This is a genomic window from Pseudomonas sp. FSL L8-0168 (genome assembly GCF_037976155.1).
In the GTDB taxonomy this organism is placed as follows: domain Bacteria; phylum Pseudomonadota; class Gammaproteobacteria; order Pseudomonadales; family Pseudomonadaceae; genus Aquipseudomonas; species Aquipseudomonas paracarnis.
Genome location: NZ_CP150262.1, coordinates 167103 through 189402 on the forward strand (window position 1 = coordinate 167103; position 22300 = coordinate 189402).

The window sequence follows — 22300 nt, forward strand, 5'->3', positions numbered from 1 at the left end:
AAAAAAGCACTTTAAGACAGGAATAAAAACGCCCGGCGCGGCCGGGCGTCTCAAAGGAGCTTGCTTGGATCAGATGCGCTTGGCTTGCTCTACAGCGTTGCCGATGTAGTTGGCCGGGGTGAGCAGCTTCAGCTCGGCCTTGGCCGCGGCTGGCATGTCCAGGCCGTCGATGAAAGTTTGCAGTGCTTCGGGGCTGATGCCCTTGCCGCGCGTCAATTCTTTCAGCTTCTCGTAGGGGTTTTCGATGTTGTAGCGGCGCATCACGGTCTGGATCGGCTCGGCCAATACTTCCCAGCACGCGTCCAGGTCAGCGGCAATCTTCTGCTCGTTGAGCTCCAGCTTGCTGATGCCTTTGAGGCTGGCTTCGTACGCGATCACGCTGTGGGCAAAGCCGACACCGAGGTTGCGCAATACGGTGGAGTCGGTCAGGTCGCGCTGCCAGCGAGAGATCGGCAACTTGCTGGCCAGGTGCTGGAACAGGGCGTTGGCGATACCCAGGTTGCCTTCGGAGTTTTCGAAGTCGATCGGGTTGACCTTGTGCGGCATGGTCGACGAACCGATTTCGCCTGCAATAGTGCGCTGCTTGAAGTAGCCCAGGGAGATGTAGCCCCAGATATCGCGATCGAAATCGATCAGGATGGTGTTGAAGCGTGCAATCGCGTCGAACAGCTCGGCGATGTAGTCGTGGGGCTCGATCTGCGTGGTGTAGGGGTTGAAGCCCAGGCCCAATTCGTCTTCGATGAAGGCGCGGGCGTTGGCTTCCCAGTCGATCTCAGGATAGGCCGACAGGTGGGCGTTGTAGTTGCCTACGGCGCCATTGATCTTGCCCAGCAATGGCACGGCGGCGACTAGGGCGATCTGGCGCTCCAGGCGGTACACCACGTTGGCCAGTTCTTTGCCCAGGGTGGTCGGCGAGGCCGGCTGGCCGTGGGTGCGCGACAGCATCGGCACGGCAGCGAAACGGATCGCCAGCTCGCGGATGGCTTCGGCGGTCTGGCGCATCAGCGGCAGCATCACGTCATCACGGCCTTCGCGCAGCATCAGGGCGTGGGACAGGTTGTTGATGTCCTCGCTGGTGCAGGCAAAGTGGATGAACTCGCTGACCTGGGCCAGTTCCGGCAGTTGGGCCGCTTGCTCTTTGAGCAGGTATTCGATGGCTTTGACGTCGTGGTTGGTGGTGCGCTCGATCTCTTTGACACGCTCGGCGTGCTCCAAGGAGAAGTTTTCCGCCAGGGTGTTCAATACAGCGTTGGCTTCGGCGGAAAACGCCGGCACTTCGCTGATGGCGGGGTGAGCGGCCAGGCGCTGGAGCCAGCGCACTTCAACCAGGACACGGGCACGGATCAGGCCGTACTCGCTGAAAATAGGGCGCAGGGCCTGGGTTTTGCCGGCGTAGCGGCCGTCAACAGGGGAAACCGCAGTGAGCGAAGAGAGCTGCATGGGGTGTTCTCGGACAGTCGGGCAACGAAATGGGGCGCGTATCATACATGAAAAAATCCGCCGGTCCGTCGCCAACTGACCGGCGTATTACGCGTAATGGCTTGAAAACAGCCTGCTGGTGCGACTTATTCGTTGCGCATCAACGGGTAAAGCTCTTTGAGCAATTTGCGTCGGCTGATCACCAACTGCCAGCGATGACCGCCCAGTTGGCGCCACAAGCGTGCCGAACGAATACCGGCCAGGAGCAGGGCGCGGATTTTCGACGCGTTGTTGGGTTGCTGCAGGTTGCGCATGTCGCCGTGCACCTGGATGCGCTGGCGCAGGGTGCTCAAGGTGTCCTGGTACAGCGCACCACAGGCTGCGATCACGTTTTCGTGGGCCGGGCCGAAGTGTTCTACCTGGGACTGGATCTGCGGCAGGCGCTTGCCGATGGTGTCCAGCAGGTCGTCACGCTTGGCCAGTTGGCGCTCAAGGCCGAGCATCGACAGGGCATAGCGCAACGGTTCGCGCTGCAGAGTGCTGGGGTCGCGCTCCAGGGCGCCGATCAGGGCGCGATAGCCTTCACGCAGGGCCAGGTCGTCACCGCCGTAAACCTCAAGGGTGTCCTTGGGATCGCGGATCAGCAGGCTGCCGAGCATGCAGGTCAGGCCGGCTTCAGTGACCTGGCCGGTCTTGGCGATCTTGTCCACCAGTACCGCAGCGAGAAAGACACCGCCAAGGGCCGTCAATTGCTCCTGGGTCGGGCTCATGCCGGGTTGCTCCAGGCTTGCGCGACTTCAATCACGCCGCCGCCCAGGCAGATTTCGCCGTCATAGAACACCACGGACTGGCCAGGGGTGACCGCGCGCTGCGGGTCATCGAAGGTGGCACGGTAGCCGGTGGCGGTCTTTTCCAGGGTGCAGGGCTGGTCGCTCTGGCGATAACGCACTTTGGCGGTCAGGCGGCGCGGGGTGCTCAAGTCGATAGGGTTGACCCAATAGATCTCGGAAGCGAGCAGGGCGCCGGAGAACAGCAGCGGGTGCTCGTTGCCTTGGCCGACCACCAGCACGTTGTTTTCCAGGTCTTTGACCAGCACGTACCACGGCTCTTCACCGGCGTCCTTCAAACCGCCAATACCCAGGCCCTGGCGCTGGCCGATGGTGTGGTACATCAGGCCGTGGTGGCGGCCGATCACTTCACCCTCGGTGGTCTTGATCTCGCCCGGTTGCGCCGGCAGGTATTGCTTGAGGAAATCACTGAAGCGCCGCTCGCCGATAAAGCAGATACCGGTGGAATCTTTCTTCTTGGCGGTGGCCAGGCCGTGTTTCTCGGCAATTTTGCGCACTTCGGGCTTTTCCAGCTCGCCGACCGGAAACAGGGTCTTGGCGATCTGCTCACCACCGACGGCGTGCAGGAAGTAGCTCTGGTCCTTGTTCGGGTCCAGGCCCTTGAGCAATTCGGTGCGGCCATCGATATCGCGACGGCGCACGTAGTGGCCGGTAGCTATCAGGTCGGCGCCGAGCATCATGGCGTAGTCGAGGAAGGCCTTGAACTTGATTTCGCGGTTACACAGGATGTCCGGGTTCGGCGTGCGGCCGGCCTTGTATTCGGCCAGGAAGTGCTCGAACACGTTGTCCCAGTACTCGGCGGCGAAGTTGGCGGTGTGCAGCTTGATGCCGATCTTGTCGCACACGGCCTGGGCGTCCGCGAGGTCGTCCATGGCGGTGCAGTATTCGGTTCCATCGTCTTCTTCCCAGTTCTTCATGAACAGGCCTTCCACCTCATAACCCTGCTCCATGAGCAGAACGGCGGAAACGGAAGAGTCCACGCCGCCGGACATGCCGACGATGACGCGCTTCTTTTGTGTGTCAGAAGGGGCTGAATCACGCATAGGGTTTCAACGGGTGTCTTGAAAAAGGACGCGATTCTAGCAGGCCTGGGCCCGCAAGGCTAAAGAGAAGGGCGGATCAATTCGAGACTGTGGCATTGGCCGGCCAGATAATCATCGATGCAGCGGATAATCAGCTCGCTGCGCCAGTCGTCGCGCACGGCCATCAGTTCGTCACGGGTCAGCCAGCGGGCGCGCAGGATGCCTTCGTCGAGTTGATAGTCCGGGCGGTGTCTCAGGGCCTTGGCGATAAAGCAGACCCGTTGATAGGTGACGCCATTGCTGGGTGCGGTGTACAGGTAGATGCCGACGATGCCGGTAGCTTCCACGTCCCAGCCGGTTTCTTCCAGCGTTTCGCGCACGGCAGCTTCGGTCAGGGTTTCGTTCGGGTCCAGATGGCCGGCGGGCTGGTTGAGCACGGCGCGGCCGCCCTTGAGTTCTTCGACCATCAGGAAGCGGCCGTTGTCTTCGACGATGGTGGCGACGGTGATGTGGGGGAGCCAGGTCATTGCGAACCTCGGTATCTGGAAGGTGGCATGCTCAATGTGGGAGCTGGCTTGCCTGCGATGGCGGTGGGTCAGCTACGCCTGTATGAACTGACAGACTGCAATCGCAGGCAAGCCAGCTCCCACATTGGATTGGGTTTCTTCAATGAAGTCCCTACAAGCAGAAACCCCGGCACTGGGCCGGGGCTTCTTCGCATCCTTACAACCTTACTTCAACTTGGCAATCGCCGCATTGAGGGTGTTGCTTGGGCGCATGGCCTTGCTGGTCAGCTCTGGGTTCGGCGCGTAGTAGCCGCCGATGCCCACTGGCTTGCCCTGTACGGCGTTGAGTTCGGCAACGATGGTTGCTTCGTTCTCGGCCAGGGTTTTGGCCAATTCGCCAAACTGCGCTTGCAGTGCAGTGTCTTCGGTCTGGGCCGCCAGGGCTTGTGCCCAGTACAGCGCCAGGTAGAAGTGGCTGCCGCGGTTGTCGATGTTGCCGACCTTGCGCGATGGCGACTTGTTGTTGTCCAGGAACTGGCCGGTGGCCTGGTCCAGGGTCTTGGACAGTACCAGGGCTTTGGGGTTGTTGTACGTCACACCCAAATGCTCGAGGGACGCGGCCAGGGCCAGGAACTCGCCCAGGGAATCCCAGCGCAGGAAGTTTTCTTCCAGCAGTTGCTGCACGTGCTTTGGAGCCGAACCGCCAGCACCGGTTTCGAACAGGCCACCGCCATTCATCAGCGGCACGATCGACAGCATCTTGGCGCTGGTGCCCAGTTCCATGATCGGGAACAGGTCGGTCAGGTAGTCGCGCAGTACGTTGCCGGTCACCGAGATGGTGTCCAGGCCCTTGCGGGTGCGCTCCAGGGTGAACTTCATCGCATCGACCGGGGCCATGATGCGGATGTCCAGGCCTTCGGTGTTGTGATCTTTCAGGTAGGTCTGAACTTTCTCGACCACCACGCCATCGTGCGCGCGCTTAGGGTCCAGCCAGAAAATGGCCGGGGTGTTGCTGGCGCGGGCACGGTTGACGGCGAGCTTGACCCAGTCCTGGATCGGCGCGTCTTTGGTCTGGCACATGCGGAAGATGTCGCCAGCTTCGACGTTCTGTTCCATCAGCAGGTTGCCCTGGCTGTCGGTGACGCGGACAACGCCGTCAGCCTTGATCTGGAAGGTCTTGTCGTGGGAGCCGTACTCTTCGGCTTTCTTCGCCATCAGGCCAACGTTTGGCACGCTGCCCATGGTGGTGGGGTCGAAGGCGCCATTGGCCTTGCAGTCTTCGATGACCGCCTGGTAGATGGTGGCGTAGCAGCGATCCGGGATCACAGCCTTGGTGTCGTGCAGTTGGCCGTCGGTGCCCCACATCTTGCCGGAGTCACGGATCATCGCTGGCATCGAGGCGTCGACGATGACGTCGCTCGGCACGTGCAGGTTGGTGATGCCTTTGTCGGAGTTGACCATCGCCAGGGCAGGGCGAACGGCGTAGACCGCCTGGATATCGGCTTCGATCTGCGCCTGCTGGTCGGCCGGCAGGGCTTTGATGCGGGCGTACAGGTCGCCGATGCCGTTGTTCAGGTTGAAGCCGATCTGTTCCAGCACGGTCGCGTGCTTGGCCAGGGCGTCTTTATAGAACTCGGCAACGATCTGGCCGAACATGATCGGGTCGGAGACCTTCATCATGGTGGCTTTCAAGTGAACCGACAGCAGCACGCCTTGCTTCTTGGCGTCTTCGATTTCAGCGGCGATGAAGCTGCGCAGGGCTTTCTTGCTCAGCACGGCGGTGTCGATGATTTCGCCGGCCTGAACGCTGGTCTTTTCCTTCAGGACGGTGGTGGTGCCGTCCTTCGCAACCAGCGCAATTTTGACCGCGTCAGCGGTTTCGATCTGCACGGCTTTTTCGCTGCCGTAGAAGTCGCCGTTGTTCATGTGGGCAATGTGCGACTTGGAGTCGGCAGCCCAGGCGCCCATCTTGTGCGGGTGCTTGCGTGCGTAGTTCTTGACCGACAGCGGTGCGCGACGGTCGGAGTTGCCTTCGCGCAGTACCGGGTTCACGGCACTGCCCTTGACCTTGTCGTAACGTGCACGGGTTTCTTTTTCCGCGTCGGTGGTTACGGTTTCAGGGTAGTCCGGCAGGGCGTAGCCCTGGGCCTGCAGTTCCTTGATCGCGGCTTGCAACTGCGGGGTCGAGGCGCTGATGTTGGGAAGCTTGATGATGTTGGCTTCAGGCGTAACGGCCAGGTCGCCCAGTTCGGCGAGGTGGTCCGGGATGGCCTTGGTGCCCAGTTGCTCGGGGAAGCTTGCGAGGATGCGCCCGGCGAGGGAAATGTCGCGGGTTTCCACGGCAATATCAGCGGAAGCGGTGAAGGCCTCTACGATAGGCAGCAGTGAATAGGTGGCGAGGGCTGGGGCTTCGTCGGTGAAGGTGTAGATGATCTTCGAGCGGGTGGGCATATTCGGATTAACTCTCTTCTTTGCTGAAAGCGTGCGCAGAAACTCGAGATGCGCCGGGTAGAGCGCGTTCGTTCAAAGTCATCCATGAGCGAAATGTCGAGGTTTCTTCGCGGTGATGTTGGTTTGCATCAGTCGAGCGTCAAGCGGGTGGGCTATGGTAATAGTCCGGCTTTCTGGCGAAAGGCTACGTTCTAGAGCGGTCCGCCGTCGTGACTCTTTGGTCAGCGGCGGCATTATACATAGGTCGCTATGCTTACGCTGAGCCTTCATACAAAAGGGGGCTCGTCCATTGGTCTAAAGGTCGCAGGTGCGTGGGGTGGTGGGATGTGCTCAAGATTGGCGCTTTTCCCTTTGCTTTCAGGCTTGTAGGCCACCAAATGTGCTGTTTTCGGTGCAAATGAGCATGGCGTGAGGTTTCAGTCGCCATTTATCTGGAGTAGGCTCGAACGCAGCCAGATGTTCAATCCATAGATGGAGTTCAGCATGGGATACAAGAAGATTCAGGTTCCGGCAGTCGGCGACAAAATCACCGTCAATGCAGACCATTCTCTCAATGTTCCTGACCAACCGATCATCCCCTACATCGAAGGTGACGGTATTGGCGTCGACATCAGCCCGGTGATGATCAAGGTGGTCGATGCCGCTGTTGAAAAGGCTTACGGCGGCAAGCGCAAAATCTCCTGGATGGAGGTGTACGCTGGTGAAAAGGCCACTCAAGTCTACGACCAGGACACCTGGCTGCCCCAGGAAACCCTGGATGCGGTCAAGGATTACGTGGTGTCCATCAAGGGCCCGCTGACAACGCCAGTCGGTGGCGGTATCCGTTCGCTGAACGTGGCCCTGCGCCAGCAGCTCGACCTGTATGTGTGCCTGCGCCCGGTGCGCTGGTTCGAAGGCGTGCCCAGTCCGGTGAAAAAGCCTGGCGACGTGGACATGACTATTTTCCGTGAGAACTCCGAGGATATTTACGCGGGCATCGAGTGGAAGGCTGGTTCGCCGGAAGCGATCAAAGTGATCAAGTTCCTCAAGGAAGAAATGGGTGTTACCAAGATCCGTTTCGACCAGGATTGCGGGATTGGCGTCAAGCCGGTCTCCAAAGAGGGTACCAAGCGCCTGGCGCGCAAGGCCTTGCAGTATGTGGTGGATAACGACCGCGACTCGCTGACCATCGTGCACAAAGGCAACATCATGAAGTTCACCGAAGGGGCCTTCAAGGAGTGGGCCTACGAGGTGGCGGCTGAAGAGTTCGGCGCGACTCTGCTCGACGGCGGGCCGTGGATGCAGTTCAAGAATCCCAAGACCGGTAAGAATGTAGTGGTCAAGGATGCCATTGCCGACGCCATGCTCCAGCAGATCCTGCTGCGTCCGGCCGAATATGACGTGATCGCGACCCTCAACCTCAATGGTGATTACCTGTCCGACGCCCTGGCGGCGGAAGTGGGCGGCATTGGTATTGCGCCGGGGGCCAACCTGTCGGACACCGTGGCAATGTTTGAAGCCACCCACGGTACTGCGCCTAAATATGCGGGCAAGGATCAGGTCAACCCTGGTTCATTGATCCTGTCGGCGGAAATGATGCTGCGGCATATGGGCTGGGTCGAGGCGGCGGATCTGATCATCAAGGGCACCAACGGCGCGATTTCGGCCAAGACCGTGACTTATGACTTCGAGCGTCTGATGGATGGCGCTACGTTGGTGTCGTCGTCGGGGTTTGGTGATGCGTTGATCAAGCATATGTAAACAGGCAGAGAAAACCGGCCGCCCTGATGAGTCGGGGCGGCCGGTTTGCTTTGAGTGCTTGATTTCAGTGGCTGGTCAGGCCCGTTGCTTCTCTGATTTTTCTACCTTTGTTTCTTTCACGCCTGCAGTGGCAGGCGCATCAACAATATTTACGGCATGCATGCCTTTTGGCCCTTGAATGATTTCAAAGTTGACACGCTGACCCGCTTTCAGCGTTTTGTAACCTTCCATCTGGATCGCTGAGAAATGCGCAAAAAGGTCCTCGGTCTTGCCGTCTTCAATGACGAAGCCGTAACCCTTGACATTGTTGAACCACTTGACCTCACCACTAGCCATTCCCTTATCCCTCTGCACCAGACTCCATCACTGGAGTATCATCCTGTCTATCCGTCCTAACCCGAATAAATAAGGTTGACTGCGCGGACCTTTTTTACCCACTGTGGGCTCTATTCGTTGTAACACCGTTTCGCCGATAGTCAAGGTGACCAAAGGGTCAGAGTTGAAATTCTGACAGGCCGCCCCCACCACTGTAATTGAACCACTGACGAACCTTTCTTTCCCATGCATGCAAACAGCCAGATTCGACTAACATTCAATCAGGATCGCCCGGATCAGGAACATGACGACGACGGTTCTGCAGGCATTGCTGTTCAGGAGGCCAAGCCTGCTTTACAGGCGCCGCCGATGTACAAGGTGGTTTTGTTTAATGATGACTACACACCGATGGATTTCGTCGTCGAAGTGCTCGAGGTGTTTTTCAACCTGAACCGCGAGTTGGCGACCAAGGTAATGCTGGCCGTTCACACAGAAGGACGGGCAGTATGTGGAGTGTTTACCCGCGACATCGCCGAGACAAAGGCCATGCAGGTCAACCAGTACGCCAGGGAAAGCCAGCATCCGCTACTCTGTGAAATCGAGAAGGACGGTTAACGCCGACCACTTGGGTATGAGGTGAAGCTATGTTAAACCGCGAGCTCGAAGTCACCCTCAATCTTGCCTTCAAAGAGGCTCGTTCGAAGCGTCATGAATTCATGACCGTCGAACACCTTTTGCTGGCACTTTTGGATAACGAAGCTGCCGCCACCGTTCTACGTGCGTGCGGCGCCAACCTCGACAAGCTCAAGCATGACCTGCAGGAGTTTATCGACTCCACCACGCCACTGATCCCCGTGCATGACGAGGACCGCGAAACCCAGCCAACCCTGGGGTTCCAGCGGGTATTGCAGCGTGCTGTGTTCCACGTACAGAGCTCCGGTAAGCGTGAAGTCACGGGCGCGAATGTGCTGGTGGCAATTTTCAGCGAACAGGAAAGCCAGGCCGTGTTCCTGCTCAAGCAGCAGAGCGTTGCCCGTATTGATGTAGTCAATTACATCGCCCACGGTATCTCCAAGGTGCCTGGGCACGGCGATCATTCCGAGGGCGAGCAGGATATGCAGGACGAGGAGGGCGGTGAGTCTTCTTCTTCCAGCAACCCGCTGGATGCCTATGCCAGCAACCTCAATGAAATGGCGCGCCAGGGGCGGATCGATCCGCTGGTGGGGCGTGAGCACGAGGTAGAGCGTGTAGCGCAGATACTTGCGCGTCGTCGCAAGAACAACCCGTTGCTGGTGGGCGAGGCGGGCGTGGGTAAAACCGCGATTGCCGAAGGCCTGGCCAAGCGCATTGTCGATAACCAGGTGCCAGACCTGCTGGCCAGCAGTGTCGTCTATTCCCTTGACCTGGGCGCGTTGCTCGCCGGGACCAAGTACCGTGGCGATTTCGAGAAACGCTTCAAGGCGTTGCTCGGCGAGCTGAAAAAACGCCCGCAGGCCATCCTGTTCATCGACGAGATCCATACCATCATTGGCGCCGGTGCGGCTTCCGGTGGGGTGATGGACGCTTCCAACCTGCTCAAGCCGCTGCTGTCCTCCGGTGATATCCGCTGCATTGGTTCGACCACGTTCCAGGAATTTCGCGGCATCTTCGAAAAAGACCGTGCCCTGGCGCGTCGCTTCCAGAAAGTCGACGTGTCCGAGCCGTCGGTTGAAGATACCATCGGCATCCTGCGTGGGCTCAAGGGGCGTTTTGAAGCGCACCATGGCATCGAGTACACCGATGAGGCCTTGCGTGCGGCGGCTGAGCTGGCGTCGCGCTACATCAATGACCGGCATATGCCTGACAAGGCCATCGATGTGATCGACGAAGCGGGTGCCTACCAGCGCCTGCAGCCGGTCGAGAAGCGCGTGAAGCGCATCGACGTGCCTCAGGTCGAGGACATCGTGGCCAAGATCGCGCGGATTCCGCCAAAACACGTCACCAGTTCCGACAAGGAGCTGCTGCGTAACCTGGAGCGCGACCTCAAGCTCACCGTGTTTGGCCAGGATGCGGCCATCGACTCGCTGTCCACGGCGATCAAGTTGTCCCGTGCGGGCCTCAAGTCGCCGGACAAGCCAGTCGGTTCGTTCCTGTTCGCAGGCCCGACCGGTGTCGGCAAGACCGAGGCGGCTCGCCAGTTGGCCAAGGCCATGGGCATCGAGCTGGTCCGTTTCGACATGTCCGAGTACATGGAGCGCCACACTGTGTCGCGCTTGATCGGTGCGCCTCCGGGCTATGTCGGCTTCGACCAGGGCGGCCTGTTGACCGAGGCGATCACCAAGCAGCCACATTGCGTATTGCTGCTCGATGAAATCGAAAAGGCTCACCCGGAAGTCTTCAACCTGTTGTTGCAGGTCATGGACCACGGGACCCTGACCGATAACAACGGGCGCAAGGCGGACTTCCGCAATGTGATCGTGATCATGACCACCAACGCCGGTGCCGAAACCGCGGCGCGGGCTTCGATCGGCTTTACGCATCAGGATCACTCCTCCGATGCCATGGAAGTGATCAAGAAGAGCTTCACGCCGGAGTTCCGCAACCGCCTGGACACCATTATCCAGTTTGGTCGCCTCAGCCATGAGGTCATCAAAAGCGTGGTGGACAAGTTCCTCACCGAGCTTCAAGCGCAGTTGGAAGACAAGCGCGTGCAGCTGGATGTGACGGAAGCGGCCCGCAGTTGGATCGCAGAGGGCGGCTACGATGCGGCAATGGGCGCACGCCCGATGGCGCGTCTGATCCAGGACAAGATCAAGCGGCCACTGGCCGAAGAGATCCTGTTCGGCGAACTCTCCGACCATGGTGGCGTGGTGCACATCGACCTGAAGGACGGCGAGCTGACCTTCGAGTTCGAGACCACGGCGGAAATGGCCTGATCGTTAGCTGCAACATTGCAAAAGGCGCCGAAAGGCGCCTTTTTGCTGCCTGAAATACGATTTACGAGACTGTGACCATCAACTGTGGGAGCTGGGTTGCCTGCGATGGCGGTCCTTCGGTCGCACATCGTTAACTGGCCCACCGCTATCGCAGGCAAGCCAGCTCCCACAGGGTCGAGTGGCGACTGTTAAATCCTGCGCACACAAAAACGCCCGGCATAACCGGGCGTTTTGTATTGACTTGCTTAGCGAGCGCGGTAAGTGATGCGCCCTTTGCTCAAGTCATAGGGCGTCAGCTCGACGCGCACTTTGTCACCGGTAAGAATACGAATGTAGTTCTTGCGCATCTTGCCGGAGATATGCGCGGTTACGACGTGCCCATTTTCCAACTCCACACGAAACATGGTGTTGGGCAGGGTGTCGACGACAGTGCCTTCCATTTCGAAGCTGTCTTCTTTCGACATGCAGTAAAGCCCTCGGTATCCAGTGAATGGCCCGGTGCAACTGCGCCAGGCAAAAGCGGCGTGCATTGTGCCCGAAAAAGGGTGTTCAAGCCAAGGGGTTCTAGTTAAGCGTGACCCATCTTTGATTAATCAGCAGCTCAATGGGCCGATATTGGGTCTTGTAGTTCATCTTTTTGCAGTTCTTGATCCAGTATCCGAGGTACACCGCCTCCAGTTCCAGGCGCAGCGCTTCGCCTATCTGCCACAGGATGGCGAAGCGCCCGAGGCTGCGGCGTTCTTCGGTCGGTTCATAGAAGGTGTACACCGCCGAGAGGCCGTTGGGCAGTAGGTCGGTGACCGCCACGGCCAACAGGCGGCCGTCGAGGCGGAATTCGTAGAACCGCGAAAAGGGCAGGTCACGCACCAGGAATGTGGAAAACTGGTCGCGGCTGGGCGGATACATATCGCCGTCGGCATGACGCTGCTCGATATAGCGTTGGTAGAGATCGAAATATTCTTCGCTGTATTGGGGTTTGGTGGCGTGTACGGTCAGGTCGGCGTTGCGCTTGAGAATGCGTTTCTGGTTACGGTCGGGCGAAAACTGCGCAACCGGGATGCGTGCGGGCACGCAGGCATTACAGTTCTGGCAATGGGGGCGATACAGGTGATCGCCGCTGCGCCGGAAGCCCATCTCGGACAGGTCGGCATACACATGCACGTCCATGGGCTGGCTGGGATCGAGGAACAGCGTGGTGGCCTGCTCGTCGGGCAGATAGCTGCATGAGTGGGCTTGAGTGGCATAGAACTTCAAGCGCGCCAGCTCGGTCATGATCAACCCTCGGGATAAGCTTTGAAATAAGTGTAAGCCACGTGCGCGAAAGTCGCCTAGGAAACCCACGGCCCGGCGTTGGGTTGGTCCAGATGTTTGTCCAGGAAGTCAGCGAAGACGCTGCGCGGTATGCCGCGGGCACCCAGGCTGTGCAGGTGATCATTGGGCATCTGGCAATCGATCAGCACAAATCCCCAGGCTTGCAGTTGCCGGGTCAATGTGGCGAAACCGAATTTGGAGGCGTTGTCGGCGCGGCTGAACATGGACTCGCCAAAAAACAACTGGCCCATCGCCAGACCGTACAGGCCGCCCACCAGTTCGCCCTGGTCCCAGACCTCGACGGAATGCGCGTAGCCACGCTGGTGCAGCTCCAGATAGGCCTGCTGGATGCTTTCGGTGATCCAAGTGCCATCGGCATAGGCACGGGGCGCGGCGCAGGCGTGTATGACGGCGGCGAAATCCTGGTCGAAGGTCACGGTATAGCGCTGCTGGCGCAATAATTTGCCCAGGCTGCGGGAAACATGCAGCTCGTCGGGGAATATCACTGTGCGAGGGTCGGGTGACCACCAGAGGATAGGCTGGCCTTCGGAGAACCAGGGAAAACAGCCATGACGGTAGGCCTGGATCAGTCGTTCGGCCGACAGGTCGCCACCGGCGGCGAGCAGGCCGTTGGGTTCGCGCATGGCCTTGGCCAAAGGTGGGAACGTCAGGGTGTCGCGTTGTAACCAGGTCAGCATGGCATCCAGGCTTACGGAAGGGGAGGGGAGTGGCAGGTCATGCACCTGCACCGCAAGTGTTGATTATTGACGACCCGGCGCCACGGGGCCAGCCCGAATAGGCTATTAACGAGGATTAGCATGAGCGGGTGTTTCTGCAACTCTGCACACAGGGTGTGGTCGTAATCGGGTCTGGCGCATGCCGGCCATTTGCCAAGCTTGCCTGGATTGCTAAATACAGCTCATAAGCCTTTGTCAGCAAAGGCAATGCATGCTCAAATTGTCCGTGCAGTCAGGTGAAGGGCAAGTGCGTGGCATCGCGCACGCAAACCCGTACAATGCGGCCATTGTGGCGTTATCGCCATTTCACCTATCCGTCACCGGATGTTAAAAGTAGATTCAGCAACATTCGTTCATTTTTCAGCTGCTCCGGATAGAGCAGTCGTGTAGTCATTTAACAGATGGACGCGCTAAAGGCGCAGGAATAGACCCGTTTTGAAGAAATCCGCCGCAGCACCTAAAGCAGCAGTCGTACCGGCCTGGCGCCAGCACCTGCATTACCGACTCAAGGAAGGCGCACTGATTGCCATCGGTGCGCTGTGTCTGTTCCTGATGATGGCCTTGCTCACCTATGGCAAGGACGATCCGGGCTGGAGTCATAACAGCAAGATCGATGACGTGCAGAATTTCGGCGGCCCTGTAGGTTCTTACAGCGCCGATATCCTCTTCATGATCCTGGGTTACTTCGCCTACATTTTCCCGCTGTTGCTGGCGATCAAGACCTGGCAGATCTTCCGCCAGCGTCACGAACCGTGGCAGTGGAGCGGCTGGCTGTTCTCCTGGCGCCTGATCGGCCTGGTGTTCCTGGTGCTGTCGGGCGCTGCGCTGGCGCATATCCACTTCCATGCACCGACCGGCTTGCCGGCGGGCGCGGGCGGGGCTCTGGGCGAAAGCCTCGGCGACCTGGCACGCCGTACCCTGAATATCCAGGGCAGCACCCTGATGTTCATCGCGCTGTTCCTGTTCGGCCTCACGGTATTCACCGACCTGTCATGGTTCAAGGTGATGGACGTGACCGGCAAAATTACCCTCGACCTGTTCGAATTGTTCCAGGGCGCCGCCAACCGCTGGTGGGCCGCCCGTGTCGAGCGCAAGCAAATGGTGGCGCAGTTGCGTGAGGTTGACACCCGTGTCAACGAGGTGGTGGCTCCAAGCACGCCGGATCGACGCGAGCAAGCCAAGGTCAAGGAGCGCTTGATCGAGCGCGAGCAGGCCCTGAGCAAGCACATGTCGGACCGTGAAAAGCAGGTGCCGCCCGTGATCGCCCCGGCACCGCCCAAGGCGCCGGAGCCCAGCCATCGCGTGCAAAAAGAGAAGCAGGCACCGTTGTTTATCGACAGCGCTGTCGAAGGCACCTTGCCGCCGATCTCGATTCTGGACCCGGCCGAAAAGAAACAACTCAACTATTCCCCCGAATCCCTGGCGGCTGTCGGTCACCTGCTGGAAATCAAGCTCAAGGAGTTCGGCGTCGAAGTGTCGGTGGACTCGATCCATCCGGGCCCGGTGATCACCCGTTACGAAATCCAACCGGCCGCCGGGGTAAAAGTCAGCCGTATTTCCAACCTGGCCAAAGATTTGGCACGTTCCCTGGCCGTCACCAGCGTGCGCGTGGTGGAAGTGATCCCGGGCAAGACCACCGTGGGTATCGAGATCCCCAACGAAGACCGGCAGATCGTGCGCTTCTCCGAAGTGCTGTCGACCCCGGAATATGACAACTTCAAATCGCCGGTCACCCTGGCGCTCGGCCATGACATCGGCGGTAAGCCGGTGATTACCGACCTGGCGAAAATGCCGCACCTGCTGGTAGCCGGTACCACCGGTTCCGGTAAGTCGGTGGGTGTGAACGCCATGATCCTGTCGATCCTGTTCAAGTCCGGGCCGGATGACGCCAAGCTGATCATGATCGACCCGAAGATGCTGGAACTGTCGATCTACGAAGGCATCCCGCACCTGCTGTGCCCGGTGGTTACCGACATGAAGGACGCCGCCAACGCCCTGCGTTGGAGCGTTGCCGAGATGGAGCGCCGCTACAAGCTGATGGCGAAGATGGGCGTGCGTAACCTGTCGGGCTTCAATGCCAAGGTCAAGGAAGCCCAGGACGCCGGCACACCGCTGACCGACCCGCTGTACAAGCGCGAAAGCATTCACGATGAAGCACCACTGCTGACCAAGCTGCCGACCATCGTGGTGGTGGTCGATGAATTTGCCGACATGATGATGATCGTCGGCAAGAAGGTTGAAGAGCTGATCGCCCGTATCGCCCAGAAGGCGCGGGCGGCGGGCATCCACTTGATTCTCGCGACCCAGCGGCCGTCGGTGGACGTGATCACCGGCCTGATCAAGGCCAACATTCCGACGCGCATGGCGTTCCAGGTCTCCAGCAAGATCGACTCGCGTACCATCATCGACCAGGGTGGCGCCGAGCAACTGCTGGGCCACGGTGACATGCTGTACATGCCGCCCGGGACCAGCCTGCCGATTCGCGTTCACGGCGCCTTTGTTTCCGATGACGAAGTCCACCGTGTGGTCGAAGCCTGGAAACTGCGCGGCGCGCCGGAATATAACGACGACATTCTCGCTGGCGTGGAAGAGGCCGGCAGCGGCTTCGACGGTGGCAGCAGCGGTGGCGACGATGATGCTGAAACCGACGCGCTCTACGACGAGGCCGTGGCCTTCGTACTGGAAAGCCGCCGTGCCTCGATTTCGGCGGTGCAGCGCAAGCTTAAAATCGGCTACAACCGCGCCGCCCGCATGATCGAAGCCATGGAAATGGCCGGCGTCGTGACCGCAATGAACACCAATGGCTCGCGTGAAGTCATCGCCCCTGGGCAGATGCGCGACTGATTCCGCGCCGCGTGGCAACACGCGGCGTGCCCTGACTACTCAATGAGGACTCCCATGCGCTTTATCCGCATGCTGTTGTTGCCGGCCCTGGCCTTGACCGCTGTTTCGGCTCACGCTGACCCGGCTTCCGTCGCCAGCCTGAAGAACCTGTTGGACAAATCCCAGACCCTCACCGCGCGCTTCTCCCAGCTCACCCTGGATGCCGGCGGCACCCAGTTGCAGGAAACAGCCGGTGAAATGGCCGTGCAGCGCCCAGGGCTGTTCTACTGGCATACCGAAGGCAAGGCGGAGCAGACCATCGTTTCCGACGGCCAGAAAGTCACGCTGTGGGACCCGGACCTGGAACAAGCCACCATCAAGAAGCTCGATCCACGCCTGAACCAGACCCCGGCACTGCTGCTGTCGGGTGATGTGTCGAAAATCAACGACAGCTTCGACATCACCTCCAAGCAGACCAGCAACGTCATCGAATTCACCCTCAAGCCAAAATCCAAGGACACGCTGTTTGACACGCTGTCCTTGTCGTTCGGCAACGGCGTGATCAACAACATGCGCCTGGTCGACAGCGTCGGCCAGCGCACCGATATCCTGTTCTCCGGAGTCAAGGCCAACCAGCCGGTGCCCGCGTCCAAGTTCAAGTTCGACATCCCCAAGGGTGCCGACGTGATCCAGGAATAATCTAGAGGTTTCAAACGCTGCCCATGGATCTGTTTCGAAGTGACCCGATTGCCCAGCCACTGGCCGCGCGCTTGCGTTCGACCAACCTGGATGAGTACGTCGGTCAGGAACACCTGCTCGCTCGCGGCAAACCCTTGCGCGAAGCCTTGGAGCAGGGTGCGCTGCATTCGATGATTTTCTGGGGGCCGCCGGGCGTGGGCAAGACCACCCTGGCGCGGCTGCTGGCGAAAGTCTCGGACGCGCACTTTGAAACGGTCTCGGCGGTGCTCGCCGGGGTGAAGGAGATCCGCCAGGCGGTGGAAGTGGCCAAGCAGCAGGCCGGGCAATACGGCAAGCGCACTATCCTGTTCGTCGACGAAGTGCATCGCTTCAACAAGTCGCAGCAGGATGCGTTCCTGCCTTATGTCGAGGACGGTACGCTGATCTTTATCGGCGCCACCACCGAAAACCCTTCCTTTGAATTGAACAACGCCTTGTTGTCACGGGCGCGGGTCTATGTGCTCAAGAGCCTGGATGAAGCGGCGATGCAAAAGCTGCTGCACCGTGCCTTGAGCGAAGACAAGGGCCTGGGCAAGCGTCAGCTGAGCCTCAGCGATGAAGGCTTCAAGATTTTGCTGACCGCCGCCGATGGTGACGGGCGTCGCTTTCTCAACCTGCTGGAGAATGCTTCCGACCTGGCCGAAGACGGCGGCGAGATTGGCGTTGATCTGTTGCAAAGCCTGCTGGGTGACACGCGCCGACGTTTCGACAAGGGCGGCGAAGCCTTCTACGACCAGATTTCCGCGCTGCACAAATCCGTACGCGGCTCCAACCCTGATGGCGCGCTGTATTGGTTTGCGCGCATGATCGATGGCGGTTGCGACCCGCTGTACCTGGCGCGCCGCGTAGTGCGCATGGCCAGCGAAGACATCGGCAACGCCGACCCGCGGGCCCTGAGCCTGTGCCTGGCCGCCTGGGAGGTGCAGGAGCGCCTCGGCAGCCCGGAAGGCGAGCTGGCGGTGGCCCAGGCCATCACCTACCTGGCCTGCGCGCCGAAAAGCAACGCGGTGTATATGGGCTTCAAGTCGGCCCTGCGTGCGGCCGCCGAGCACGGCTCCCTCGAAGTGCCGCTGCACCTGCGCAACGCACCGACCAAGCTGATGAAGCAACTGGGGTATGGCGACGAATACCGTTATGCCCACGATGAGCCGGACGCCTATGCGGCCGGCGAAGACTACTTCCCCGATGAGCTGGAGCCGCAGCCGTTCTACCAGCCCGTGCCCCGTGGCCTGGAGCTGAAGATCGGTGAGAAGCTCAATCACCTGGCCACCCTCGACCGTCTGAGCCCCCGGCAGCGGAGAAAATCATGATTCCTTTGGTGGTCGCCGTCTCGGTGGGGGGGATTGCCGGGACGCTGTTGCGCTTCGCCACCGGCAATTGGATCAACGCCAATTGGCCGAAACACTTCTATACGGCGACGCTCGCCGTTAATATCGTGGGCTGCCTGTTGATCGGCGTGTTATACGGCCTGTTTTTGTTACGCCCGGAAGTGCCTGTCGAGGTACGTGCCGGCCTGATGGTTGGCTTTCTTGGCGGCCTGACGACTTTTTCATCCTTTTCACTGGATACCGTGCGCCTGCTGGAAAGCGGGCAAGTGCCGCTGGCGATTGGCTATGCGGCCATCAGCGTATTCGGCGGGCTGCTCGCCACCTGGGCTGGCCTGTCCTTGACCAAACTTTGATAACGAGAGACCGACATGCTCGATTCCAAACTGTTACGTAGCAACCTTCAGGACGTAGCGGACCGCCTGGCATCCCGTGGCTTTGCCTTGGATGTTGCGCGCATCGAAGCGCTGGAAGAACAGCGCAAGACCGTCCAGACCCGCACCGAAGCACTGCAGGCTGAACGTAATGCGCGCTCCAAGTCCATCGGCCAGGCCAAGCAGCGCGGCGAAGATATCGCGCCGTTGATGGCGGATGTCGAGCGCATGGGCACTGAGCTGTCCGACGGCAAAATCGAGCTGGAAGGCATTCAGACCCAGTTGGATTCGATCCTGCTGGGCATTCCGAACCTGCCCCACGAATCCGTACCGGTCGGCGAAGATGAAGACGGCAACGTCGAAGTGCGCCGCTGGGGCACGCCGAAAGCCTTCGATTTCGAGATCAAGGACCACGTCGCCCTGGGCGAATTGACCGGTGGCCTGGATTTTGAAACCGCGGCAAAAATGTCCGGCGCACGCTTTGCCTTGCTGCGCGGCCCGATTGCGCGCATGCACCGTGCACTGGCGCAGTTCATGATCAACCTGCACACCGGCGAACACGGTTACGAAGAGGCCTACACCCCGTACCTGGTTCAGGCGCCGGCGTTGATGGGCACCAGCCAACTGCCGAAATTCGAAGAAGACCTGTTCAAGATCAGCCGCGACGGCGAAGCCGACCTGTACCTGATCCCGACGGCCGAAGTGTCGCTGACCAATATCGTCGCCGGCGAAATCCTCGACGCCAAGCAACTGCCGTTGAAGCTGGTTGCCCACAGCCCGTGCTTCCGTAGCGAAGCCGGCGCATCGGGTCGCGATACCCGCGGCATGATCCGCCAGCATCAGTTCGACAAGGTTGAAATGGTCCAGGTAGTAGAACCGTCGACCTCCATGCAAGCCCTGGAAGGCCTGACTGCCAACGCCGAGCGCGTGTTGCAGCTGCTGGAGCTGCCGTACCGCGTACTGGCCCTGTGCACGGGCGACATGGGCTTCAGCGCCGTGAAAACCTACGACCTGGAAGTGTGGGTGCCGAGCCAGGACAAATACCGCGAGATTTCGTCGTGCTCCAACTGCGGTGACTTCCAGGCCCGTCGCATGCAGGCGCGTTTCCGCAACCCGGAAACCGGCAAGCCGGAACTGGTGCATACCCTCAACGGTTCGGGCCTGGCCGTAGGCCGTACCCTGGTGGCCGTGCTGGAAAACTACCAGCAGGCGGACGGTTCGATCCGTGTACCTGAGGTGCTCAAGCCTTACATGGCGGGCGTTGAGGTCATCCGCTAAATGGAATTTCTGCCGCTGTTTCATAACCTGCGCGGCAGTCGTGTGTTGGTCGTCGGTGGTGGGGAGATTGCCTTGCGCAAATCCCGGCTGCTGGCCGATGCCGGCGCGGTGTTGCGGGTGGTTGCTCCCCAGATCGAAAGCCAGCTGCGTGAGCTGGTGCTGGGCAGTGGCGGGGAACTGATGTTGCGCGGTTATCAGGAGGCCGACCTGGACGGTTGCACCCTGATTATCGCGGCTACCGACGATGAGCCACTGAATGCGCAAGTGTCCAGTGATGCCAAGCGTCGCTGCGTGCCGGTCAATGTGGTGGACGCGCCAGCGTTGTGCAGCGTGATCTTCCCGGCGATTGTCGACCGTTCACCCTTGGTGATTGCCGTCTCCAGCGGCGGTGACGCTCCGGTACTGGCACGGCTGATTCGCGCCAAGCTGGAAACCTGGATTCCCTCCACCTACGGGCAACTGGCTGGGCTGGCCGCGCGTTTTCGGGCTCAGGTCAAAGGTTTGTACCCGGATGTGCAGCAGCGCCGGGCGTTCTGGGAAGAAGTGTTCCAGGGCCCGATTGCCGACCGACAGTTGGCCGGGCAGGGCGAGGAGGCCGAGCGCCTGTTGATCGAAAAGGTCAATGGCGCGCCGCCTTACGCGCCCGGTGAGGTGTACCTGGTGGGTGCAGGCCCAGGTGACCCGGATTTGCTGACCTTCCGCGCATTGCGCCTGATGCAGCAAGCCGACGTGGTGCTGTACGACCGTTTGGTTGCGCCGGCGATTTTGGAACTGTGCCGTCGTGATGCCGAGCGCGTGTACGTCGGCAAGCGTCGTGCCGATCACGCGGTGCCTCAGGACCAGATCAACCAGCAACTGGTCGACCTGGCCAAGCAAGGCAAGCGCGTGCTGCGCCTTAAAGGGGGTGACCCGTTCATCTTTGGTCGTGGTGGCGAAGAGATCGAGGAATTGGCGGCCCATGGCATCCCCTTCCAGGTGGTGCCGGGTATCACGGCAGCCAGTGGTTGTGCGGCTTATGCCGGGATTCCGCTGACTCACCGCGATTATGCCCAGTCGGTACGGTTTATTACCGGGCACTTGAAGAACGGTACCTCGGACTTGCCTTGGCAAGACCTGGTCGGCCCCTCACAGACCCTGGTGTTCTACATGGGCTTGATTGGCTTGCCGATCATTTGCGAGCAGTTGATCAAGCACGGGCGCTCCGCAGATACCCCAGCGGCGCTGATCCAGCAGGGCACCACGTCCAACCAGCGCGTGTTCACCGGCACCCTGGCCGACCTGCCGCGCATGGTGGCGGAGCATGAAGTGCATGCGCCGACACTGGTGATCGTGGGTGAGGTGGTGGTACTGCGTGAAAAGCTCAAGTGGTTCGAGGGCGCCCAGTCCCAAGTCTGACCTCAAAAGCATCGGGGGCAAGCCCCCTCCCACATTGGAATGCATTCCAAGTGTGGGAGGGGGCTTGCCCCCGATGAGGCCATCTCATTACAACCGATGATCCGGATCAGCCAAAGACACCTTTACCCGGCAGCCGCACCCGATCATGCTCCGTATCAAACCCCTGCAACGGCCCCTTCGGCACAATCCCCGTCGGGTTGATCGTGCGATGGCTGGCATAGTAATGCCCCTTGATATGCTCGAAATCCACCGTCTCGGCCACCCCCGGCCACTGATACATCTCCCGCAGCCAGTTCGACAAATTCCCATAGTCGGCAATTCGCCGCAGGTTGCATTTGAAGTGGCTGTAGTACACCGCATCAAAACGAATCAGCGTAGTGAACAGCCGTACATCGGCTTCGGTCAGGTACTCGCCGGCCAGATAACGATGGCTGCCCAGGTGCTGTTCCAAATGATCCAGCTCGGCAAACACATCATCAAACGCACTTTCATACGCCTGTTGTGAGGTGGCGAAACCTGCGCGGTACACGCCGTTGTTCACGGCGGGGTAGATGCGTTCGTTGAGGCTGTCGATGGTCGAATGCAGGGCTTGGGGGTAGAAATCCCGGGTATTGCCGGTCAGCGCATTGAACGCACTGTTGAACATGCGGATGATCTCCGCCGATTCATTGCTGACGATGCGCTTGAGCTTTTTGTCCCACAGCACCGGCACGGTCACGCGCCCGGTATAGTCGGCGGTATCGGCGGTGTAGCGTTGGTGCATGAAGTTGAAACCGTCGAGGTTGTCGCCGCTGGAGCCGTGGGCCTTGTCGAAGGTCCAGCCGTTTTCCAGCATCAGCCAACTGACCACCGAGACGTCGATCAGGCTTTCCAGGCCCTTGAGCTTGCGCAGAATCAAGGTGCGGTGCGCCCATGGGCAGGCGAGGGATACATAGAGGTGATAGCGACCGGCCTCGGCCTTGAAGCCGCCTTCACCACTCGGGCCTGGCGCGCCATCGGCGGTCACCCAGTTGCGGCGTTGTGCCTGCTCCCGTTGGAAAGCGCCATCGGCGCTACTTTCGTACCACTGGTCTTTCCACTGTCCGTCGATCAATAAACCCATG

At 59.9% G+C, this 22300-nt stretch carries 19 protein-coding genes; 9 read left to right on the forward strand and 10 right to left on the reverse strand.

Annotation, left to right across the window (positions count from 1 at the left end):
• Nucleotides 1-69: 69 nt before the first annotated feature.
• From purB to MHH62_RS00740, 5 genes are all read right to left on the reverse strand, one after another.
• Complete coding sequence (gene purB, locus MHH62_RS00720) at nucleotides 70-1440, reverse strand: adenylosuccinate lyase (RefSeq protein WP_339232227.1); 1371 nt, start codon at nucleotides 1438-1440, stop codon at nucleotides 70-72.
• Between the two features lie 125 nt (nucleotides 1441-1565).
• On the reverse strand, nucleotides 1566-2189 hold the full coding sequence (hflD, locus tag MHH62_RS00725) for a high frequency lysogenization protein HflD (protein ID WP_003192101.1): 624 nt from the start codon (nucleotides 2187-2189) through the stop codon (nucleotides 1566-1568).
• Complete coding sequence (gene mnmA / locus MHH62_RS00730) at nucleotides 2186-3310, reverse strand: tRNA 2-thiouridine(34) synthase MnmA (RefSeq protein WP_014718905.1); 1125 nt, start codon at nucleotides 3308-3310, stop codon at nucleotides 2186-2188. The genes hflD and mnmA overlap by 4 nt, the downstream gene beginning before the upstream one ends.
• A gap of 59 nt (nucleotides 3311-3369) precedes the next feature.
• Nucleotides 3370-3816 (reverse strand): NUDIX hydrolase, encoded by a 447-nt coding sequence (locus tag MHH62_RS00735; RefSeq protein ID WP_014718904.1) that lies wholly within the window; start codon nucleotides 3814-3816, stop codon nucleotides 3370-3372.
• Between the two features lie 204 nt (nucleotides 3817-4020).
• Entirely contained in the window at nucleotides 4021-6246 is a 2226-nt protein-coding gene (locus MHH62_RS00740) for an NADP-dependent isocitrate dehydrogenase (protein ID WP_339232228.1), read from the reverse strand.
• Nucleotides 6247-6729: 483 nt separating this feature from the next.
• Between MHH62_RS00740 and icd the strand changes: the two genes are divergently transcribed.
• Entirely contained in the window at nucleotides 6730-7986 is a 1257-nt protein-coding gene (gene icd, locus MHH62_RS00745; RefSeq protein WP_005789095.1) for an NADP-dependent isocitrate dehydrogenase, read from the forward strand.
• Between the two features lie 75 nt (nucleotides 7987-8061).
• Here the strand turns inward: icd and cspD are convergent, their stop codons facing one another.
• Entirely contained in the window at nucleotides 8062-8322 is a 261-nt protein-coding gene (gene cspD, locus MHH62_RS00750) for a cold shock domain-containing protein CspD (protein WP_032902846.1), read from the reverse strand.
• 225 nt (nucleotides 8323-8547) lie between these two features.
• On the opposite strand from cspD, the gene clpS reads away from it, so the two are divergent.
• Both clpS and clpA read left to right on the forward strand, forming a co-directional pair.
• Nucleotides 8548-8916 (forward strand): ATP-dependent Clp protease adapter ClpS, encoded by a 369-nt coding sequence (clpS, locus tag MHH62_RS00755; protein WP_005789091.1) that lies wholly within the window; start codon nucleotides 8548-8550, stop codon nucleotides 8914-8916.
• Nucleotides 8917-8945: 29 nt separating this feature from the next.
• Entirely contained in the window at nucleotides 8946-11216 is a 2271-nt protein-coding gene (gene clpA, locus MHH62_RS00760) for an ATP-dependent Clp protease ATP-binding subunit ClpA (RefSeq protein WP_003192090.1), read from the forward strand.
• Nucleotides 11217-11461: 245 nt separating this feature from the next.
• Here the strand turns inward: clpA and infA are convergent, their stop codons facing one another.
• From infA to aat, 3 genes are all read right to left on the reverse strand, one after another.
• Nucleotides 11462-11680 carry a translation initiation factor IF-1 gene (gene infA / locus MHH62_RS00765; RefSeq protein WP_002553999.1) on the reverse strand — a complete coding sequence of 73 codons (219 nt, stop codon included), beginning with the start codon at nucleotides 11678-11680 and terminating at the stop codon, nucleotides 11462-11464.
• Between the two features lie 100 nt (nucleotides 11681-11780).
• Entirely contained in the window at nucleotides 11781-12488 is a 708-nt protein-coding gene (locus MHH62_RS00770) for an arginyltransferase (protein ID WP_003192088.1), read from the reverse strand.
• Between the two features lie 56 nt (nucleotides 12489-12544).
• Nucleotides 12545-13225 carry a leucyl/phenylalanyl-tRNA--protein transferase gene (gene aat, locus MHH62_RS00775; RefSeq protein ID WP_014718900.1) on the reverse strand — a complete coding sequence of 227 codons (681 nt, stop codon included), beginning with the start codon at nucleotides 13223-13225 and terminating at the stop codon, nucleotides 12545-12547.
• 474 nt (nucleotides 13226-13699) lie between these two features.
• Here aat and ftsK point away from each other — a divergent pair, with 474 nt between their 5' ends.
• The 6 genes from ftsK to cysG are packed head-to-tail and all read left to right on the forward strand — an operon-like array spanning nucleotide 13700 to nucleotide 21197.
• Nucleotides 13700-16108 carry a DNA translocase FtsK gene (ftsK, locus tag MHH62_RS00780; RefSeq protein ID WP_003192084.1) on the forward strand — a complete coding sequence of 803 codons (2409 nt, stop codon included), beginning with the start codon at nucleotides 13700-13702 and terminating at the stop codon, nucleotides 16106-16108.
• Nucleotides 16109-16162: 54 nt separating this feature from the next.
• Nucleotides 16163-16786, forward strand: a complete 624-nt coding sequence (gene lolA / locus MHH62_RS00785; protein WP_003174700.1) for an outer membrane lipoprotein chaperone LolA — start codon at nucleotides 16163-16165, stop codon at nucleotides 16784-16786.
• A 23-nt stretch (nucleotides 16787-16809) separates the two neighbouring features.
• Nucleotides 16810-18135: a replication-associated recombination protein A gene (locus MHH62_RS00790; protein WP_014718899.1), complete on the forward strand. Its 1326-nt coding sequence runs from the start codon at nucleotides 16810-16812 to the stop codon at nucleotides 18133-18135.
• On the forward strand, nucleotides 18132-18506 hold the full coding sequence (gene crcB / locus MHH62_RS00795; protein ID WP_014718898.1) for a fluoride efflux transporter CrcB: 375 nt from the start codon (nucleotides 18132-18134) through the stop codon (nucleotides 18504-18506). The genes MHH62_RS00790 and crcB overlap by 4 nt, the downstream gene beginning before the upstream one ends.
• Nucleotides 18507-18521: 15 nt before the next feature.
• Complete coding sequence (gene serS / locus MHH62_RS00800; protein WP_019816715.1) at nucleotides 18522-19802, forward strand: serine--tRNA ligase; 1281 nt, start codon at nucleotides 18522-18524, stop codon at nucleotides 19800-19802.
• Nucleotides 19803-21197 carry a siroheme synthase CysG gene (cysG, locus tag MHH62_RS00805; RefSeq protein ID WP_014718896.1) on the forward strand — a complete coding sequence of 465 codons (1395 nt, stop codon included), beginning with the start codon at nucleotides 19803-19805 and terminating at the stop codon, nucleotides 21195-21197.
• Nucleotides 21198-21303: 106 nt separating this feature from the next.
• Here the strand turns inward: cysG and MHH62_RS00810 are convergent, their stop codons facing one another.
• Nucleotides 21304-22299 (reverse strand): glutathione S-transferase family protein, encoded by a 996-nt coding sequence (locus tag MHH62_RS00810; protein ID WP_339232233.1) that lies wholly within the window; start codon nucleotides 22297-22299, stop codon nucleotides 21304-21306.
• Between the last annotated feature and the right edge of the window lies 1 nt (nucleotide 22300).

Bases quoted from the DNA above. Each gene is read 5' to 3' on its own strand.
- purB (WP_339232227.1), bottom strand. From the start codon at position 1,440: ATGCAGCTCTCTTCGCTCACTGCGGTTTCCCCTGTTGACGGCCGCTAC.
- hflD (WP_003192101.1), bottom strand. From the start codon at position 2,189: ATGAGCCCGACCCAGGAGCAATTGACGGCCCTTGGCGGTGTCTTTCTC.
- mnmA (WP_014718905.1), bottom strand. From the start codon at position 3,310: ATGCGTGATTCAGCCCCTTCTGACACACAAAAGAAGCGCGTCATCGTC.
- MHH62_RS00735 (WP_014718904.1), bottom strand. From the start codon at position 3,816: ATGACCTGGCTCCCCCACATCACCGTCGCCACCATCGTCGAAGACAAC.
- MHH62_RS00740 (WP_339232228.1), bottom strand. From the start codon at position 6,246: ATGCCCACCCGCTCGAAGATCATCTACACCTTCACCGACGAAGCCCCA.
- icd (WP_005789095.1), top strand. From the start codon at position 6,730: ATGGGATACAAGAAGATTCAGGTTCCGGCAGTCGGCGACAAAATCACC.
- cspD (WP_032902846.1), bottom strand. From the start codon at position 8,322: ATGGCTAGTGGTGAGGTCAAGTGGTTCAACAATGTCAAGGGTTACGGC.
- clpS (WP_005789091.1), top strand. From the start codon at position 8,548: ATGCATGCAAACAGCCAGATTCGACTAACATTCAATCAGGATCGCCCG.
- clpA (WP_003192090.1), top strand. From the start codon at position 8,946: ATGTTAAACCGCGAGCTCGAAGTCACCCTCAATCTTGCCTTCAAAGAG.
- infA (WP_002553999.1), bottom strand. From the start codon at position 11,680: ATGTCGAAAGAAGACAGCTTCGAAATGGAAGGCACTGTCGTCGACACC.
- MHH62_RS00770 (WP_003192088.1), bottom strand. From the start codon at position 12,488: ATGACCGAGCTGGCGCGCTTGAAGTTCTATGCCACTCAAGCCCACTCA.
- aat (WP_014718900.1), bottom strand. From the start codon at position 13,225: ATGCTGACCTGGTTACAACGCGACACCCTGACGTTCCCACCTTTGGCC.
- lolA (WP_003174700.1), top strand. From the start codon at position 16,163: ATGCGCTTTATCCGCATGCTGTTGTTGCCGGCCCTGGCCTTGACCGCT.
- MHH62_RS00790 (WP_014718899.1), top strand. From the start codon at position 16,810: ATGGATCTGTTTCGAAGTGACCCGATTGCCCAGCCACTGGCCGCGCGC.
- crcB (WP_014718898.1), top strand. From the start codon at position 18,132: ATGATTCCTTTGGTGGTCGCCGTCTCGGTGGGGGGGATTGCCGGGACG.
- serS (WP_019816715.1), top strand. From the start codon at position 18,522: ATGCTCGATTCCAAACTGTTACGTAGCAACCTTCAGGACGTAGCGGAC.
- cysG (WP_014718896.1), top strand. From the start codon at position 19,803: ATGGAATTTCTGCCGCTGTTTCATAACCTGCGCGGCAGTCGTGTGTTG.
- MHH62_RS00810 (WP_339232233.1), bottom strand. From the start codon at position 22,299: ATGGGTTTATTGATCGACGGACAGTGGAAAGACCAGTGGTACGAAAGT.